Genomic DNA, 16,712 nt, shown 5'->3' with positions numbered 1-16,712 from the left:
TTCCCTGCGCCCAGGATCGAGCCAATGTGAAGCCTGTGATGGATCACCCTCTTCATGACTCACTGTAATTTGTTACAGAGTGCTTCAAAGCTCAAGCGAATTTTTATACTTAGCGCAGGCCTCTAACCCGACGCTTGCATGGAAAGTGCCGTATTCAAAGGCTTAGGGCCGATTGTGAAATTTTCCGATCGGCTCATGGAAGCGCAACAGACGCCCCGCGTTGCCCAACACCAGAAGGGTGCTGAGATTGTGTAGGACTGCGGCGATCATGGCACCCGCAGCGCCGAGTACCCCAAACGCTGCAAGGGCAACAATTGCCAGAGTCCAGCCCAAGCCAATGATCACGTTGACCTGCAGCGTCGAGCGACATTGACGGCTCAGGCGCACACAGGTGCCCAACCGTCGCAGGTCACTGCCGATCAATACGATATCGGCAGAGGCCAACGCGATGTCCGCCCCGCCCGCTCCCATTGCAACACCAACGACCCCGGCTTTCAGCGCCAGCGAATCGTTGATGCCGTCGCCTACGACCATCGGCCGGAAGCCTTTTTTGATCTCGCCCATCACCCGATCGAGTTTGTCTTCAGGCAACGCCTGCGCATGGATATCGCTGATGCCGACCTCATGCCCGAGAGTGTCCGCCACACTCTGACGGTCACCGGTCAGCAGCAATTGGCGGCCCATGCCCAACTCGCGCAGCTCGCCAAGTGCCTGACGGGCTTCCGGCTTGAGGGTGTCCGCCAGTAACAACCACGCCAGGAACACGCCATCGACCGCCAGCCCGGCAATCGGGCCGTCATGGTTGGGCACAGGCGAAGTCTTGATGCCCAGTTGCGTGAACAGCTCTGGCCGACCCAACGCGGCTTCGCCACGTGCCGTCTGCGCGACGACACCCAGGCCCTGACGCTCGCGAATGTCTTCGAGTGCCAGCAGATGATCCTTCTCCACCAGCCCGGCCAGCGCGCGGCTAACCGGGTGACTGCTGGCCGAACCGAGGCTTGCGGCCAGCGCGAGCACGTCATCGCCCGCAGCGGCCTCGCTCTGCACCGATTGCAAACGCAGGCTGCCGTAGGTGAGGGTGCCGGTCTTGTCGACCACTAGCGAGGTCAGGTCTGCCAGTTCTTCAAGGAACGCCGAACTGCGAATCAGGATACCGTGGCGTGCGGCCACGGCGATCCCGGCAATGGCTGTCGCAGGCGCCGACAATACAAGCGCACAGGGACAGGCAGCGACCAACACCGCGAGCATCGCCTGGGCGTTGTTGGTGATGAACCAGGTGACCGCCGCGATCAGCAATACCAGCACCATGTAGCTGCCCGCGTAACGTTCTAGCAGGCGGGTAATCGGCGGCTTAGAGCGCTCAGCGCTTTGCATCAGGGCGATGACCTTGCCCAGCGTCGACTCGTTACCGATACGCGTCACTTCGATGCGCAACAGGCCGTCGAGGTTGATCGCACCCCCAAACACTTCCATCCCCGCCCTCGCCTCCAGCGGCACCGACTCGCCTGTAATCGGCGCAGTGTCGAGGCTGGCTTGACCGCAAACCACCCGCCCATCGGCGGGGACCCGGTCACCGGCGCGGACTTCAACGCGATCCCCCGCGATCAGCGAACCGTTGTCCACCTCGCGGATCGAGCCATCGGCAGCGATCAGCCGCGCGTGGCTGCGAGTCAGTTTGCCGAGGGCCTGAATCGCTTCCTGTGAACCGATGACGCTGCGCTCCTCCAGCACGTGGCCGAAGATCATGATGATCGGCAGCAAGGCGGCAGTCATCAAATCACCGGTGGCCCAGGCGCCGAGCATCGCCAGCGCGATCAATTGATCGGTGATGCCGTGCAAACTCGGGTATCGCAGGCTGTGCCATCCGGCGCTAACCACGGGTATCGCCACCAGAAGAGACGCCGCCCCCAGTAGCAACTGACTGACACCCACTTGCTCAGGCGCAAAAAAACGCCAGACCAGACCCAGCGCCAGAAGGCCCAGCGCCAGCATTGCCAAGGTCAGTTGCCACGCCGCGCTGCGTTGTTCAGTGCTGGTCAGCATGCTGCCGGGCACCGGAGCATGGGCATGGCTGTGTGTGGTTTGGCCACTCATTTGTCGGCTCCCTGAATGATCAGGCGTGAATCGTCATGGGGATCGACCGTCGTCACAGACCCGGCCTGCTTGAGAATGCCCGGCACACGTTCACGATAGAGCCGCAACAGCAGGCCGGGGTCGCTCTTGTTCTGAATCGACTGCGCCAGCCCGGTTACGGCGGCGGTGTCGGTCTGCGCCTTGGCCAGCCGTTCGGACGCTTGGGCATGGGCAACCTGCAGTGTGCGATCGGCCTGCTGATTGGCGGTCTGGTTCTGTTTTTCTGCGTCGGTGCGTGCGTTGGCCACGGCCTGGTCAGCTTGCTGGCTGGCTGTCAAAACGGCATTGAACGCGTTGACCGCAGCGGCGGGCAGACTGGACTGCACGTCCACTCGCACCACTTCGACACCGATGCCCACCCCGGTGGCTGTCAGCTCTTCAAGACGGTGGTTGATGCCCTGCACCAGATCACCACGCAGGCGCTCGCGGCGCTCGGCCGACTGACTGTCGGAACCGACGAGTTCTGGCCGTGCAACCAGAATGGTGTCCAGATCCCGCGCCGCCGTGAGGCTGACCGCACTGCGATTAACCAGACGATCCAGCGCCGGCAGTACGTGCTCGCCTTGCAACACGAACTCGCGTGGGTCGGTGACCTTGTAGTACGCCGTCACATCCAGCTGTACGACCCCGGCGTCGCCAGTGAGGAGAAAGCCCGATCCTGCCAGGGCATCGCTCATCGGGGTGGCGAAGCTGGTGACCTTGTCAGCCGCGAGCGCAGTTGGCGAGCGCAGCAGCGTTTCCACGTGACGTTCGATCACGCGATCCGCAGAAGGCAGCAACACCACTTGCTCGAACGGCTGCGGCCAGGCCAGCAACAAACCGGCGTTCTGTACACGATCAAGCTCGCCGAAACGGAACACCACGGCGCGGTTCTGCGGATCGATCTGCCGCACGTTGGACACTGCCCAGCCAAGCGCCGCCAGCAACGTCACCACGTACAGGCCGACGAATGCCAGGCGACTGGCCTGCAACCAGGGGCTGTTGACTGCCGGGCGCTCGATCGGTGTCGAGTCCAGCTCGCTCATGGCTGGGTTCCTGGCTTGCCGTCCTGCTTTCCATCGAGCAGCGGCGGACCATCCACCAATACGCGGAATGGCGCGGCATCAGTGCGCAATATCAGCTTTGTGGTCGGACCGACCACGGTGCCCAAGGTGTCCAGCGAGCGCAGCAGGTTGTACAGCTGCGGCGAACTGGCGTAGGCGCGACCATAGATCAGTGCGGCTTCGACGCGGGACTGCGCTTCGATGTCGGCGGCTTTCACGGTCGCATCCGCCTCGACGATTCGCGCATCGCGTTCGGCTGCGGAACGAATCTGCGCCGCTTCGCGCTTGCCGATGGCTGTGCGTTCGGTGGCGATGGTTTCGCGCTCGGCACGCATCCGGTCGACCGTAGCGTTGAGGGTCACCGAGGGCAGCGTCAGGCGCTCGACGCCCACTTGTAAGACGCGTACGCCGTAGGTGGTCAGCAATTGCTTATCGATCTGCTGGCGCAACTGGTTCTCGAAGTCGGCGATGCGCACCTGATTGGCATCGGTGTTGATCAGGCTCGACAGGTCGAAACTGGCTGCCGTGGTCTCCAGCGCAGATCCGACGAAGGTGCGGATCTGCCGCGCGGCTTCATCCGGCTGGTTCTGCACGGCACGCATGAAGCGCTTCACGTTGTCGGGATCGCCTTGCACCTGCCAGGCCACGTAGGCCTGAACGATGATACGCAGGCCATCGCGGGTACCGACGTCCTGCAAACCGCTGGAGGTGGTGCGCAGGCGCAGGTCGACCGCAATGGCCGCTTCGAACGGTGCAGGCCAGCGCCAGCTCAGGCCGGGGTCAAGCAACACACGGGCGGGATTGCCGAAACGGGTGATGACCGTCGCCTCACCGGAGCGCACCTGCACCAGGCTTGCCGCAGCCACTGCGAACGCGATAAGGACAGCGGCCAGTGCAGCGCGTCGCCACGGGAAGCCCACCGGGCCTGACGCTTCGCCGTGGTGGTGATGACCGCTGTGGTCGTGGCCGGCATGGTCGTGATGATCGTGGTTATGAAACAGACTCAAGTGACGACTCCTTATTCAGCCATTGGCTGTTCGGCTGACTTTGGCGACGCCGCTGGGTCGACCGGGAGGGTAAAAGAACGCAGATCGATGGTGGGCGCGCTGCTGCCGCCCAAACGGTGATCCAGCACCAGCAATTTGGCGTGGGTCATGCCTAGGGTCAGTTGGCTCAGGTACTGCTCAAGCAAAAACGCCTGACCGGCCTTGGCATAGCCCTGTTGTTCGGCATTGAAACGCAGGTCTGCGCTGTGCGCCGCGGCCAGGGTTTCATGGGAATTGGCCGCTGCCTGGTCGTGAGCGACGCTGGCGTGCAACTGCGCCAGATTGGCCTGGTCGGCTGCCGCACCGCGCTCGCGCGCGATCAGCGCTTGGGCGCTGATCTGCGACGCCTGCACTGCGTGATAAGCATTGGCTGCTCCGGCCGGCGGGTGAATCGACTCAACCACGGTGGCGAGAATTTCTACGCCGCTGTCGAGCTTTTTCAGGTCCCGGGCGACGGCATTGCCAATGTCGGCGGCCAAATCCGTACGCTGTTCGCCGAGCAACTCATCAAGAGTGCGTGACGCGAAATCGTGAACCAGGACCCGGCTGGCAGTGCTGCGAATCAGGCTTGGAATGTCGGCGCTGTTGTAGGTCGCGGCCATGGCTGCCTGATCGTCCAGGCCGATGCGGTAAACGAATCGCACGTCCATATTGACGATCTGAAAGCTCTGGTTGTCGCCGGAGCCACTGGCGATCACCTGCGACTTGTCGTTGATGTGAGTGGCGTCCCACAGCCGATTGGCGACGGCCGGCGGCGGACCTTCGGCCGGTTCAAGGGCCTGCTCCGCCCTGGCCCCTTCGGAGACGCTGGTGGCCAACTCATGAACCACGCCGTTCTCGACCGGCAACACATTACCGAACGGCCAAGGCAACCCGGCGTGCAGGCCAGGCCCCATCACCTCCAACGGCTTGCCAAAGCGTTCATAGATTCCGCGACCCTGCATCGGGATTTCATGCACGCCACTGAGCGCCCAGCCGAGGGCAGCGATCACCGCCATGACCGGTAGAAACGCCCGACGCATGTAGGTAAACGCCCAGATCTGTCGCAGGTCGATGCCAAAACGATTGTGCAATTCGTCCTGCAGGGCCGTCAGCGGACGCGGTGGCCAACGCAGCAACCCGGCAACGAAACTGCTGGCGACCAGACGTGGTTCGAGGCGTTCGTTGCGCGGGCTGAAGATCGACAACAGCGCACGAATTAACAGCTCGACAGCCACCAGCCCCGGCAGCAAGCCGATCAGCACGGCCACTCGGGCAGGCCAGACGCGCTCTGTCGAGGAAAAGAACAAGCAGAATGCGGCGATCAACAATGTACCAATCACCATGCGCACGATGTGCGCCAGTTGTTTGGCTTCGGGCCAGCTCGCCTCGGATTCGTTGCTGAACTGGCGCTCAAGCACCAGCAGGCCAAAACCGATCAGCAACAGCACACCGCCCACCACGCTGGCAGTCAGACCGACGTTGGTGCCGAGCAAGGCCAGATTCCAGACCATGGAAATACTGATCAGCGCCAGCAGGGACCCACCCGCCAACCAGAACACCGGCATGCCGATCTGGCCGACCATGGACGCCCCTGCCCCGCTGATGCGCGAAAGCAGTCGGTCATACCAGCCCTGCTCCTGGGCGACGATCTCTTGGTCAAACGCGACCACGTTGGCCTCGGGTGCAATGACCTGCGCGCGCCACAGAGCGACCACCTGCGCCGACTGCAGCGCCGAGGCCAGCACCAGCAGACTCGCGGCGCTGTTGGTCAGCACCGCCGTCCAGAGCGAATTGGGCGAAAACAGATCAACGAACAGCGAGACCACAAGGCCGAGCATGCCTATAGCACCGAGCACATAGGTCAATCGCGGGAGCCGACGCGCGTGCAAGCTCGCATGCTGAAACCTTGGCAGACTTGCGGGTGTTTCACCTTCAACATCCAGATCAACCCGCATCGACACTCCATACCTTGCTGAACGCTGTAGTCATCATCCTGCCTGTCCGCCTGTAGGCTGCCCGCACATGGGAAATACCCTGAAACACAGATTTACCGGGCGTTACGATATAACAGAATTCGTGAAATTTTCGTCTGACACATGCAGGGATGAACGACGATTTTTCATTTCAGACAGCCAGCCGACAGCTTAGCTGCTCGCGATGCGAGGTGAGCGGATGCGGCCTGTTTCAGGTGCCGCACACAAGGTGGGGGCATCAGTCCGATTGCGGCCAAAACGATTTTTTTCCCCTTTCTTGCGAACAAGACGCCGAGATTGTTATCTGTTTGTTGGTAATTTGCGTTGGGCAAGGATTGGAAAAGCGCACATTTTCGTGCAGGAAGGCACAGCATTTCTTCAGAGGCTTCACCCTATGAATCGCAGGAATCTCCTGAAAGCTTCCATGGCGCTGGCGGCCTATAGCGCGCTGCCAGCCTCGGGTCTTTATGCAGCACGCGCCCTGGCGGCAGCGGCAGATGGCGACATCGAACACTTCGACTTCAAAACCCTGCAAGACCTTGCCAGGCAGATGGCCGGTAAAGCCTACGTCAGCACCAAGCAGACGCTGCCGGCCACCTTGGCGAACATGACGCCTCAGCAGTTCAATGCGATCAAATACGACGCAGCCCATTCATTGTGGAACGACGTCAAAGGCCAGTTGGACGTGCATTTCTTCCACGTCGGCGCAGGCTTCAAGACCCCGGTGCGCATGTACAGCGTAGACCCGGCCAGCCAAGAGGCGCGCGAAGTGCACTTCCGCCCCGAACTGTTCAACTATGAAGCCAGCCGCATCGATCAGAGCCAGCTCAAGGGTGATCTGGGTTTTGCCGGCTTCAAGTTGTTCAAGGCGCCGGAAATCGCGATCAACGACATCCTCTCCTTCCTCGGCGCCAGCTACTTCCGCGCCATCGACAGCAATAAGCAATATGGCCTTTCGGCACGCGGCCTGGCGATCGATACCTATGCCCATCGCCCTGAAGAATTTCCTGACTTCACCAAATTCTGGTTCGAGAAACCGACCAAGGACGCGACCCGCTTCGTGGTCTACGCATTGTTGGATTCGCCCAGCGCGACCGGCGCTTATCGCTTCGACATCGACTGCCTGGCTGACCGCGTAGTGATGGACATCGATGCTCACATCAACGCTCGCGCCGACATCGAGCAGATGGGCATCGCGACGATGACCAGTATGTTCAGCTGCGGCACCCACGAACGTCGCATGTGCGACACCCTGCACCCGGAAATCCATGACTCCGACCGCTTGGCGATGTGGCGCGGTAATGGCGAGTGGATCTGCAGGCCGCTGAACAACCCGGCGAAAATCCAGTTCAATGCATTCGCCGACAAAGACCCGAAAGGTTTCGGTCTGGTGCAAACCGATCACGAGTTCAAAACCTATCAGGACACGGTTGACGGGTATCACCGCCGACCGAGCCTTTGGGTCGAGCCCACCACCGCTTGGGGCGAAGGATCGATTGATCTGCTGGAACTGCCAACCACCGGCGAGACGCTGGATAACATTGTCGCGTTCTGGAATCCGAAAGTGCCGATCAAGGCCGGGATGTCGATGAACTACGGCTACAAGCTGTACTGGAGCCCGCTTCCGCCGGTGAGCACACCTTTGGCGCAGGTTCACGCGACGCGTTCGGGCATGGGTGGCTTTATCGAAGGCTGGGCCCCGGGCGAGCATTACCCGGACGTCTGGGCACGCCGCTTTGCCGTGGATTTTAACGGCGGCGGTCTCGACCGTCTGCCCGAGGGCGCGAGTATCGAGCCTGTCGTCACCGTCTCCCATGGCAAGTTGAAGGATGTGAATGTACTTCCGCTGCCCGACATCAAAGGCTTCCGGGTCTTGTTCGATTGGTACCCGGCCGACGATTCGGTGGATCCGGTGGAGATGCGCATGTTCATCAAGACTGGCGACCGTACATTAAGCGAAACCTGGCTGTATCAGTACTTCCCGCCTGCACCGGACAAGCGGCGCTATACCTGAGGTAGCGGCACCATAGCGCAATAACCACTAACGACCTGTGGGAGCGAGCCTGCTTGCTCCCACAGAACAGAAAGTGCAGCGCGTGATCGAGAGATGTATGGCATTGCTTAGTCCCTGTGAGAATTCACACGCGAGTGGGCAGTACAGACGAAGTACCCCCCTCGGATGCGCCCCTGCATTGCAATTAAATCACTGCCCGGTATGAAGTCAGATGAAGCAGATCCAGCTGCAAAAGTACCGAATCCTGAGTGGCGCCATGCTTACACGCTGATGTTTTAACTCACCATGAAATTTATCTTTATGTGAAAAATCAGCATGTTGCATAGGCTAATTTTTATAAGCCCCCAATCTTGTCCGAATTTTTGACTATTTGATTGACAGCCCCCCTGTCTCCAGCTGATATATCCCCCTGTCACGCCGCGCTGAGAAGGACTCAAGGCCCTCGCGCGTCTAATCATCCAACACCATTCTTCTCCACCATCGACGGCTTTTGCTGACATCGATGTGCGGTAGCTTTGCCTCGCACTCGCATATGGCGCCTCTCTGCCGCCGCTTCGTATCCCGATCACGTTCCTATTCCGACGCTCCCGAGGGACTGTTTCCATGTCGCCTACCCCCGTCTACATCAACAAGCCGTCGCTCATGTCATTCGATAAATCCGCCGTGTTTGTGCTGGTCGCCATCAGCCTGATTCTGGTCGAGACATTCTCGGGCGCCCTGCGTTTCTACCTGGACAAAGCTGGCGTTTCGGTACTGCTGTACGCCCCGAAAATCGCCTGCCTGCTGTTTTTCGCGCTGGAGTTGCGCAGCTTCAAAGCCGGGCCGAGTGTCTGGCTGAGTTTCCTGGTACTGCTGCTGTCTTCCGCTTGGGCCGTGCTCAATGGCGCTGGCGCCGGTAACTTCGCTTTTGCGTTGTATGGGATCAGCCCGCTGCTGTTCGGGCTGACATGCGGCGATCAGATTGCCCGCCACAAACGGCTGTTCATGTGGGTCATCGCCTTTGCCCTGATGGCCTCTCTGGCCGGGATCGTTCTGGACAAATACAGCAACCTGCCGTGGAAAGGCTATAGCTACAGCATCGGCGGCACCGAGCTGAGCGCCAACACCACATGGACCGCCGAAGACGCCGACCGGCCCGCAGGATTTGCCCGGATTTCCAGCGCCTTGGCAATCATCATTTCGATTTTCAGCCTGTACCTGATGACGATGGTGCGCTCGAAAATGCTGGCTGTCGCCATCTGCAGCGTTGGCCTGGCGGGCGTCATCCTGACCACCAGCAAGGCCCCGGTGCTGGCGTTTGCCGGTGCCATTGGCCTGTTGCTGATCACCCGCTTTCGCTGGACCACGCGTGGGGCCATCGTCGTTGCCGTGGTGCTGGGGATGGCGCTACCGTTCATTGGCCTGCTCTACGACCTGGACCCCAACAAGATCTCGACAGGAAGTTCGCTGTCATCGATTTATGACCGCCTGATCAATACATGGCCCAACGTGATTGAAGAACTGGTGAGCCAGGGCCGCGCCTGGACCGGTGCAGGCTTCGGTCTGGTGGGCAGCTCGGTCGCGGCATTCCCTGTCTCCGGTGCAGAGGTCTTCATGGTTTCCGACAGCACTGTGGTTTACCTGTGGGCGGCGTTCGGGTTGGCAGGGCTGTTTCTTTATGCGCTGCACATCCCGCTGTTCTTCATCCTCGCCGATAGCGTCAGCCGCCATGGCCGCGCGATGCTTGCGACTGGTTTCTGCATCTGCATCGTCAGTTGGACCACAGACACACTGGAGGTAACGCTGGCTAACCTCTTCCTCGGTATGGCCATTGGTCATGCTCTGGCGGCAAGGTCACGCGTGAGGGTGGTTGCCCCAAAGCCGGCTGAGGCGAGTTCCTGGGCGGGCCTTCCAGGGTTGAGCTGAGCATGAACTTCTTGAGAATTGCCCGCAAAGGCCTGCTGTTGCTGCCTTGTGTGATGGTTGCCGGCATGGCGGCAGCAGAGCCTTTCATCGTTGGAGTGGCTACTCACTCGATGAACAATCCCGATCAGCCGTTACAGCGCAGTTTGGCGCTGGCCAACGATGCCGGAATCACTTCGGTACGCGACGATGCATTCTGGTCCACGGTGGAGCCCGAGCCCGGCCAATCGCGCATCATCCCGCAATGGCGCGCCTGGCTGACAACAGCCACTGCGCTGCATCAGACACCAATGGTCATTCTCGGTTACGGCACCTCCTTCACCGGGAACGCCAAGCCGCGTAAACCGGAAGTGAAGATTCCCTACCTCAAGTACGTCGACTACCTCACCCGGCAAACGGGCAACCCGGTGAAGTATTACGAGGTCTGGAACGAATGGGACATCGAAAGTGCGACCGATACGCGTCTGAGCAATGATTACGTGGCCTTGGTGAGGGACGCTGCGTCGATCATTCGCAAAAACAGTCCACAGGCCAAGGTTCTTGCCGGGGCTGTGACCTCAGCGGGCATCAAGGGCGGTTTCGTTGACCGCATTCTCGCCGCCGGGGTGCTCCAATACGCAGACGGCATCTCGCTGCACCCCTACGTGCATTGCGAAGGGCGCGGTCGCAACACACCGGAAAGCTGGATCAACTGGATGCGTGAGCTGGACAACCGGTTCAGCCAGGGCGGCCGACCGGTTCCGCTGTATCTGACCGAAATGAGCTGGCCGAGCCATGAAGGCGCTTGCGGCATTGATAATTCGCGTCAGGCCGCGTACCTCGCCCGGGCCTATTTTCTTGCCCGCACAGTGCCCAATATCAAAGGCATGTGGTGGTATGACCTGATCGACGACGGTACACAACCCGACGAGCAGGAACACCATTTCGGTCTGCTCAACGTGGATCTCTCGCCCAAACCTGCTTACCTGGTACTCAAGGCGATCAGCCCTTATCTACGGGGTTTCGACTACGATCCGCTCGGCAGCCTGCAGGCCGACGGGGTCTACAAGCTGGCATTCAGCAACGGCTATGAGCACATCATGGTCGCATGGGCCTCAGAGCGCCCAAGGGCAGAGCAGATCAGCAGCCGTGCCATGGAAAATGCGGCTCTGCGCGTGCTGGACACCCAGACACCTGAAAAAGGAATGGTGGACAGTGAGCAGCGCTGGCAGTGCTCCGGCGACCCGTGCACAGCCCCCATCAACCTGACTGAATTTCCCAAAATCATCCGTTTAAGCCCCGGAGCATAAGGTTGATGCCACAAAGAGCCCGCCTGACCCACGTCAGTGCGGGCTTTTTCATGGGCACCGATTTGCAGCGGAGCCGCTGCTAATGACAGCAAGAAAATCCAACTTGGGGATAACTTCACGCCGAGACAGTCATGCCCAACATCTCCCGAGCGATCCGGTCGGCGTCGGCAAATGCGCGTGAGTAACTGCCGGAGGCAGGAACGTAGTGATTGTAGTAAGTGGCGCCCTCCACAATGGGTCCGGTTACCCACAGATTGGGCAGAGCCTTGCCATGACTGTCTATGTACACGCCTGCACCTCTTTCACCAAGGTTGTGGATAATTCCATTTCCGAGTAGCTGCCGAATGATTTCTGGCGGTGCAGCATTGCTGTTACCGCCATGGGCACACACCCATGCATTGAGCGGGACCACCTCGCCCTCCTCTGTCATAACAGCCACGGCTTTGCAGTCAGCGCTGTGCATAACGTTCGAACCGTGCACCCAATGCACAATGCCTGCGTCCGCCAGCGCGAGCAGTTCCTGATGACGCTCCTTCTGCGGTCCGGCAACCATTCGATTGACCAACGGGGCGTATTCGTTAAAGAAAGTCTGATGCGACTCCGGCTTCAATCCTTGGTTATCCACAGCCCTTCTCAGTTGTTCACGACAACTTCTCCACACTTCAACCGCCGCCTTCACCGGACTATGATCGAGACCTCGAAGGCTCTCGTTCAGATCGTCTTGAATAAATGAGCGCACCCACTGAGGATAATTATCCACAGGGGCCTGCAAATGACGCGGGTTGAACACGTTCTCGCTCAGCATCGGCACGGCAAACCGTTGAGCAAGCTCACGCGTTTTGTCGTCTATTTCACCCAACCAGTAAGCGGTCGCCACCTCGGACTTGATCCGAAGCGATGATTCGCCCTGCAACATGGCAATCACTGCGAAATATTCGGCGTACATTTCAGCCTTCAGCAAGGGCAGCACCTGCATCTCGAAATCAAGACCCTCTGGATGCTGAGTGCGAAGATCGGCGACGGCTGAGAGCGTGAAGATCAGCGGCGAAGCACCGATGCGATGGGGTGCGATATCAGGCCGGGCGCGATACGGCGAACCGCTTCGTGAATACATATACAACTGCGGCTCCTGACCACAGGCCCGATAACACAGTCCTTCAGGCCCCTCGACGAAACGTCCGCCTCGACCGACCGTCAGACCCGCCACCACATCCATTGCCGAAAGCCCCAGCCCCTCTATCCCAACATGAGCTGTGGATGAAATTCCGCTCAAGCAATGGGGTTGTGGATAAGCGTTATAACGCTGAGTGGTCCCTTCAGTTTTATCGTTCGCCACGCCTGTTTCGGCATGACCAACGGTAACCAGCAACCAATCCACTTGATGCTTTTGGGCACCTGTGGACAATATAAATCCGCCCAAGTCCATGTGCTCTACGTTATCCACAAGCCTTGCGTGATGTGTCACCCGAACCTGCTCAGGCAGCGTGCGAATCACCTCCTCGTAAGTCCAGGCGAGGTATTCGCCAAGCCAGGCTCTGGGCAGAAACTCATTGGGCTGCACCACTCGATCTGCAGATTTGAAGCGCAGGCACCATTGGTAAAAGTCAGGTCCATGCCGCCCTGTATATCCGCCGAGCGCAGCTTGATCGGGGAACATGGAAATCTGCGATGCGACCGTATTGAGCATCAGGTACGCCGGTTGCTCCACCGAATGCAGACCAGGGCCCGGCCGATGCGGATCAAACACGCTGATGTCCACGCGACGCTCGCTCGTGGCCGCCAGTGCGCACAGACGTTCCAGCACTGTCAGGCCACGGGAACCACAGCCCAGGATGCCGATCCTGATTGTGGTCTGCGGTTCAGCCTGTTCGGCAGAACGCATATGCGATGAAAATCTGTCCACGCACGACGCAGGGCTCAGTTCCATCTCGAAGTTTCCCCGAAGAACGAATCGATGGTGATTGCCCGGGACTCAGCCAGCGCGGTATCGACGATGAATTTGCTCAGCGCCAGGTCCAGCACGCCGAGGCCGAACGGAGAGAAAATCGAAGGCTTATCCGGGTCCAGCAGGACCTCTCCCCGAATCAGCCCTGCCAGGGTGCCATTCATAAATGCCCGATTACCGGAGAGCTGTTCGGCCAGGTGCGGGGATGTGTTGGCCTTCATGCAATGCTCGACGTCGTCGCACAGGTTGTTGGCCTCAAGCAGCAACTGCGGGGCGATATCCCGTAGCGAAATATTCAGAACCACCTGACCTGCACGCAAGCTCATGGGCGGCTTCACGTAGGGCTCTGCAGCAGTTGTGGCGAAGACCACAAGGTCAGCCGCCAGCGCCTGCTCCAGCGTACCGGTGCACGCTGTGCATAAGTCGACCTGTTCGACATAGCCCTTCAATGCGCGGGCCGATGCATCGTCGAAGTCATGCACGACAGCCTGGCCGATCTCCCAGCCTTCCACTGCCAGCATGCGAGCGATATTACGCGCGATGACGCCTGCGCCGACAAACCCTACAGAACCGGATTTATGCGACTGACCATTCAGCCAGTAAGCGCCCGATACCGCAGAAGCCGCCGTTCTGACAGCGCTGATCTGCGCGCCTTCCAGGCAGGCGTAGGGATACCCCGTTTCGCGATCATTGAGAATGACAACCGCCGAGGCCCGGGGTTTATGCTGCGCAACGTTGCCGGGAAAACTTGAAATCCACTTGATCCCGGCCACTGTGTCCTTGCCTTCCAGCGACGCAGGCAGCGCAATGATGCGATTGGCTGGCTGCTTTGGAAAACGCAGAAAGTAGCTGTCCGGATTGAGGGTCTGACCATCGTGATGTTGCAGATAGACCTGCTCGACACGCGCGACCATGGTATGCGACTGGCTGGCAAGGATGTCCTGGATCACCGCTCCAGGGACGACGTGGAATTCAGACATTCAGTGCTTCCCCTTCGAAAGTGTGCACATGGCTTTTGAGGTAACGACTGATGGGCTGCGATGTCAGTGCAGCCAGTTCGGCGCGACCGAATTTCTGCATCACCCACTCGTCGTTGTAGAGGGTGTCCAGATACCGCTCTCCTGCATCCGGGGAGATCGCCACCACCACGGCATCCTTGGCAATCCCCAGCGATGGCGCGGCCAGGCCGGCGACCACGGTGCCGGTCGAGCCGCCTGCCAGCACACCGTTGGACTTGGCCAGCCAGCGGCACATGGCGACCGTTGCGCGCTCATCCACCACTTGCTGCCTGTACAGGTGGTTGGCGCGAAAGATCGGTGGCATCTGGCTGGAACCGAGACCTGGAATGAACCGTTTGCCCGGCGCCTGGCCAAAGGTCACCGATCCGGCGCTGTCCACGGCAACGATCCTGGTGCGCGGTGAGTGCTTGCGAAAATACTGCACGCAGCCCATCAGCGTTCCGGTGGTCCCGGCGCCCACGACGAGGTAGTCCAGCGCAGGAAAGGCGATGTGAATGGAACGCGCAGTCGTATGTTCATGGGTACGCGCGTTGGCCGGGTTGCTGTACTGGTTGAGCCACAGATGCCGCGGGTCGCGGGCGACGGCCTCGCGGATGTACTGTATCCGGGTACCCAGATAGCCGTCGTTGTCGTCGCGTTCTGTGACGATCACGATCTGCGCGCCGAACGCTTCCATCATCTTGATGTTGTGCAGGTTGGTGTTCGGATCGACCACGCAGCAAAACCTGTAACCTCGCTCGGCACAGATCATGGCCAGCGCAACCCCCAAATTTCCTGAAGACGATTCGATGAGTACGGTATCTCTGTGGATAAGTCGGCGCTCAGCGTACGAATCAATCAAGCCGATCGCCGTTTTCATCTTGATCGAACCCGCCGGATTGCAAGATTCGAGTTTGAGATGAAGGTTCTCGAAACCCAGGCCTTTGAGCCGGACGAAATTCGAGTCGCCGACGATATGAGAGATGACGTTCATGGCCGTGCCTGGGCGTGTGCACGCAGGTTTTTCCGGGGGTGAGCGACCACGGGCGCCAATTGCCGGGGTTGCGTGGCCAGGAGCGCATCCATTAATCGCTGGGCGCGTAACGCGACCATGGAAAAAGACTGCGCATCGCTGATGCCGTGGGTCTTCTCCGAAGTGCCATTGGCGAGGATCTGCAGCCCTTCACTGTTTTGCAGGTCGACGCGGTAATGCCGATCCACCGACAAGCTGCCGTCTTCATCGCGCAACAGCCAGGGTTGCAGCAAGGTCAGCAATGGCGGCACCGCCAGTTGCTCGTAACCGGTGCCAAGCACGATGCCATCGACATACAGCGTGGTTTCAAGCCCGGTGTTGCTGTCACGCAGCACCACCGAATAGGCACCGCCGACCTTCTCCACACAAACCACATTGGACCAGGCGTGCAGGTTCAGGCGCTGATGCCCGCACACCTCGCCCTCGTACATGAAGGAGTACAACGCCTGACTTTCATCAGCGTCGACGCCTGCATAGTTGGTCGAGCGAATTTCGTCGAACACCTTACTGCGACGGGCAGGCTCCAACTGATGAAAGTAATCGACGTGTTCCGGGAGGAACGCCATGTTGGGAAACTGCCCCAACTGGCCAACCCTGAAACCCACACCTCGATGGACCGAATGCACCTGCGTGGTCGGGGCCGCGCCAAGAAGATGCGCCACCGCTTCGCCCGCGCTTTGTCCGGAACCCAGCACCAGCCAGCGTTGCGCAATCGGCCCGCCGCCCAAGTGGATATTTTTCAGGTACTGCGACGTGTGAAACACCCGGCCGCCTAGATGCGGTCCGAATACCTCAGGAATTTTTGGCAGGCTGCCGTGGGAAAGCACCAACCGTTGGGTGCGATAAGTCCCTTTGGCGGTCATCACATCCACAGCGCGCAGAATGCCTTTTTCTGCCACAGGCAGTATGTCCAGCACGCCTTCGTCGTAGGCCACGTAGTCCTTCAATTGCGCTGCGGCCCAATCAATGTAATCGGACCATTCCACACGACTTGCCGGACGGCCCAGCAGGCCGAATTTATACAGCCGCCCTTTCTCCTTCAGGTACATGGCAAAGGAGAAACGGCTGCGTGGATTACGCGGCGTCACCAGGTCACGAAATACGTGATGGTTGATGTCGGTGCCGGCCAGCAGAAACGCGCCGTGCCAATTCGAATCGCGTCCCTTCTCGAAAAAACGCGCGCGCTGAAACGGCTTTTTGCCGTTTTCTTCCGCTTCGTCTTCCAGCGCGCAGGCCAGCGCGATGCCGGCGGGACCGAAGCCCACCGATATAACATCCAGCTCCTGCCGCACACCCTCGTTCTCAAACTGATTCATGGCGCTTCTTCCTGAAAAATTCAAAGACCTGGCGAGCC

General features: G+C 59.8%; 11 protein-coding genes. 3 read left to right on the top strand and 8 right to left on the bottom strand.

The features are described 5' to 3' along the window. Positions 1–162 precede the first annotated feature (162 nt). The 4 genes from EC915_RS14010 to hflK are packed head-to-tail and all read right to left on the bottom strand — an operon-like array spanning position 163 to position 6,159. Positions 163–2,094, bottom strand: coding sequence for a cation-translocating P-type ATPase (locus EC915_RS14010; protein WP_133751139.1), 1,932 nt, complete (start codon positions 2,092–2,094; stop codon positions 163–165). Beyond that, positions 2,091–3,158 (bottom strand): SPFH domain-containing protein, encoded by a 1,068-nt coding sequence (locus EC915_RS14005; protein WP_133751138.1) that lies wholly within the window; start codon positions 3,156–3,158, stop codon positions 2,091–2,093. Before EC915_RS14005 ends, EC915_RS14010 begins: the two co-directional genes overlap by 4 nt. After that, positions 3,155–4,183 (bottom strand): protease modulator HflC, encoded by a 1,029-nt coding sequence (gene hflC, locus EC915_RS14000; RefSeq protein WP_133751137.1) that lies wholly within the window; start codon positions 4,181–4,183, stop codon positions 3,155–3,157. Before hflC ends, EC915_RS14005 begins: the two co-directional genes overlap by 4 nt. 11 nt (positions 4,184–4,194) lie before the next feature. Beyond that, positions 4,195–6,159 (bottom strand): protease modulator HflK, encoded by a 1,965-nt coding sequence (gene hflK / locus EC915_RS13995; RefSeq protein ID WP_133751136.1) that lies wholly within the window; start codon positions 6,157–6,159, stop codon positions 4,195–4,197. A 412-nt stretch (positions 6,160–6,571) separates the two neighbouring features. On the opposite strand from hflK, the gene EC915_RS13990 reads away from it, so the two are divergent. The 3 genes from EC915_RS13990 to EC915_RS13980 all read left to right on the top strand — a co-directional run bounded on the left by EC915_RS13990 (position 6,572) and on the right by EC915_RS13980 (position 11,382). Next, positions 6,572–8,191: a glucan biosynthesis protein D gene (locus tag EC915_RS13990; RefSeq protein WP_133751135.1), complete on the top strand. Its 1,620-nt coding sequence runs from the start codon at positions 6,572–6,574 to the stop codon at positions 8,189–8,191. A gap of 603 nt (positions 8,192–8,794) precedes the next feature. After that, positions 8,795–10,096 (top strand): hypothetical protein, encoded by a 1,302-nt coding sequence (locus tag EC915_RS13985; protein WP_256658737.1) that lies wholly within the window; start codon positions 8,795–8,797, stop codon positions 10,094–10,096. Between the two features lie 2 nt (positions 10,097–10,098). After that, the gene (locus EC915_RS13980) at positions 10,099–11,382 is read left to right on the top strand and encodes a hypothetical protein (RefSeq protein ID WP_133751134.1); all 1,284 of its coding nucleotides are present in this window, start codon (positions 10,099–10,101) and stop codon (positions 11,380–11,382) included. 115 nt (positions 11,383–11,497) lie between these two features. On the opposite strand, the gene EC915_RS13975 is transcribed toward EC915_RS13980, so the two are convergent. Genes EC915_RS13975 through EC915_RS13960 form a run of 4 tightly spaced genes read right to left on the bottom strand, consistent with a single transcriptional unit; the run spans position 11,498 to position 16,674 of the window. Then, entirely contained in the window at positions 11,498–13,309 is a 1,812-nt protein-coding gene (locus EC915_RS13975) for an FAD/NAD(P)-binding protein (protein WP_133751133.1), read from the bottom strand. Further along, on the bottom strand, positions 13,300–14,307 hold the full coding sequence (gene sbnB / locus EC915_RS25470; protein WP_133751132.1) for a 2,3-diaminopropionate biosynthesis protein SbnB: 1,008 nt from the start codon (positions 14,305–14,307) through the stop codon (positions 13,300–13,302). The genes EC915_RS13975 and sbnB overlap by 10 nt, the downstream gene beginning before the upstream one ends. After that, a complete protein-coding gene (gene sbnA / locus EC915_RS25465) occupies positions 14,300–15,319 on the bottom strand; it encodes a 2,3-diaminopropionate biosynthesis protein SbnA (protein WP_133751131.1) in 1,020 nt (339 codons plus the stop codon). Before sbnA ends, sbnB begins: the two co-directional genes overlap by 8 nt. Beyond that, complete coding sequence (locus EC915_RS13960) at positions 15,316–16,674, bottom strand: SidA/IucD/PvdA family monooxygenase (protein WP_133751130.1); 1,359 nt, start codon at positions 16,672–16,674, stop codon at positions 15,316–15,318. The genes sbnA and EC915_RS13960 overlap by 4 nt, the downstream gene beginning before the upstream one ends. Between the last annotated feature and the right edge of the window lie 38 nt (positions 16,675–16,712).

The organism is Pseudomonas sp. LP_7_YM, from assembly GCF_004364435.1.
GTDB lineage: Bacteria > Pseudomonadota > Gammaproteobacteria > Pseudomonadales > Pseudomonadaceae > Aquipseudomonas.
The sequence above is the reverse complement of the archived record's forward strand: the minus strand, read 5'-3'. Positions and strand labels throughout refer to the sequence as shown.

What these genes read in the sequence shown, in the direction of transcription:
- EC915_RS14010 (WP_133751139.1), bottom strand. Translation starts at nt 2,094, where the DNA reads ATGAGTGGCCAAACCACACACAGCCATGCCCATGCTCCGGTGCCCGGC.
- EC915_RS14005 (WP_133751138.1), bottom strand. Translation starts at nt 3,158, where the DNA reads ATGAGCGAGCTGGACTCGACACCGATCGAGCGCCCGGCAGTCAACAGC.
- hflK (WP_133751136.1), bottom strand. Translation starts at nt 6,159, where the DNA reads ATGCGGGTTGATCTGGATGTTGAAGGTGAAACACCCGCAAGTCTGCCA.
- EC915_RS13990 (WP_133751135.1), top strand. Translation starts at nt 6,572, where the DNA reads ATGAATCGCAGGAATCTCCTGAAAGCTTCCATGGCGCTGGCGGCCTAT.
- EC915_RS13985 (WP_256658737.1), top strand. Translation starts at nt 8,795, where the DNA reads ATGTCGCCTACCCCCGTCTACATCAACAAGCCGTCGCTCATGTCATTC.
- EC915_RS13980 (WP_133751134.1), top strand. Translation starts at nt 10,099, where the DNA reads ATGAACTTCTTGAGAATTGCCCGCAAAGGCCTGCTGTTGCTGCCTTGT.
- EC915_RS13975 (WP_133751133.1), bottom strand. Translation starts at nt 13,309, where the DNA reads ATGGAACTGAGCCCTGCGTCGTGCGTGGACAGATTTTCATCGCATATG.
- sbnB (WP_133751132.1), bottom strand. Translation starts at nt 14,307, where the DNA reads ATGTCTGAATTCCACGTCGTCCCTGGAGCGGTGATCCAGGACATCCTT.
- sbnA (WP_133751131.1), bottom strand. Translation starts at nt 15,319, where the DNA reads ATGAACGTCATCTCTCATATCGTCGGCGACTCGAATTTCGTCCGGCTC.
- EC915_RS13960 (WP_133751130.1), bottom strand. Translation starts at nt 16,674, where the DNA reads ATGAATCAGTTTGAGAACGAGGGTGTGCGGCAGGAGCTGGATGTTATA.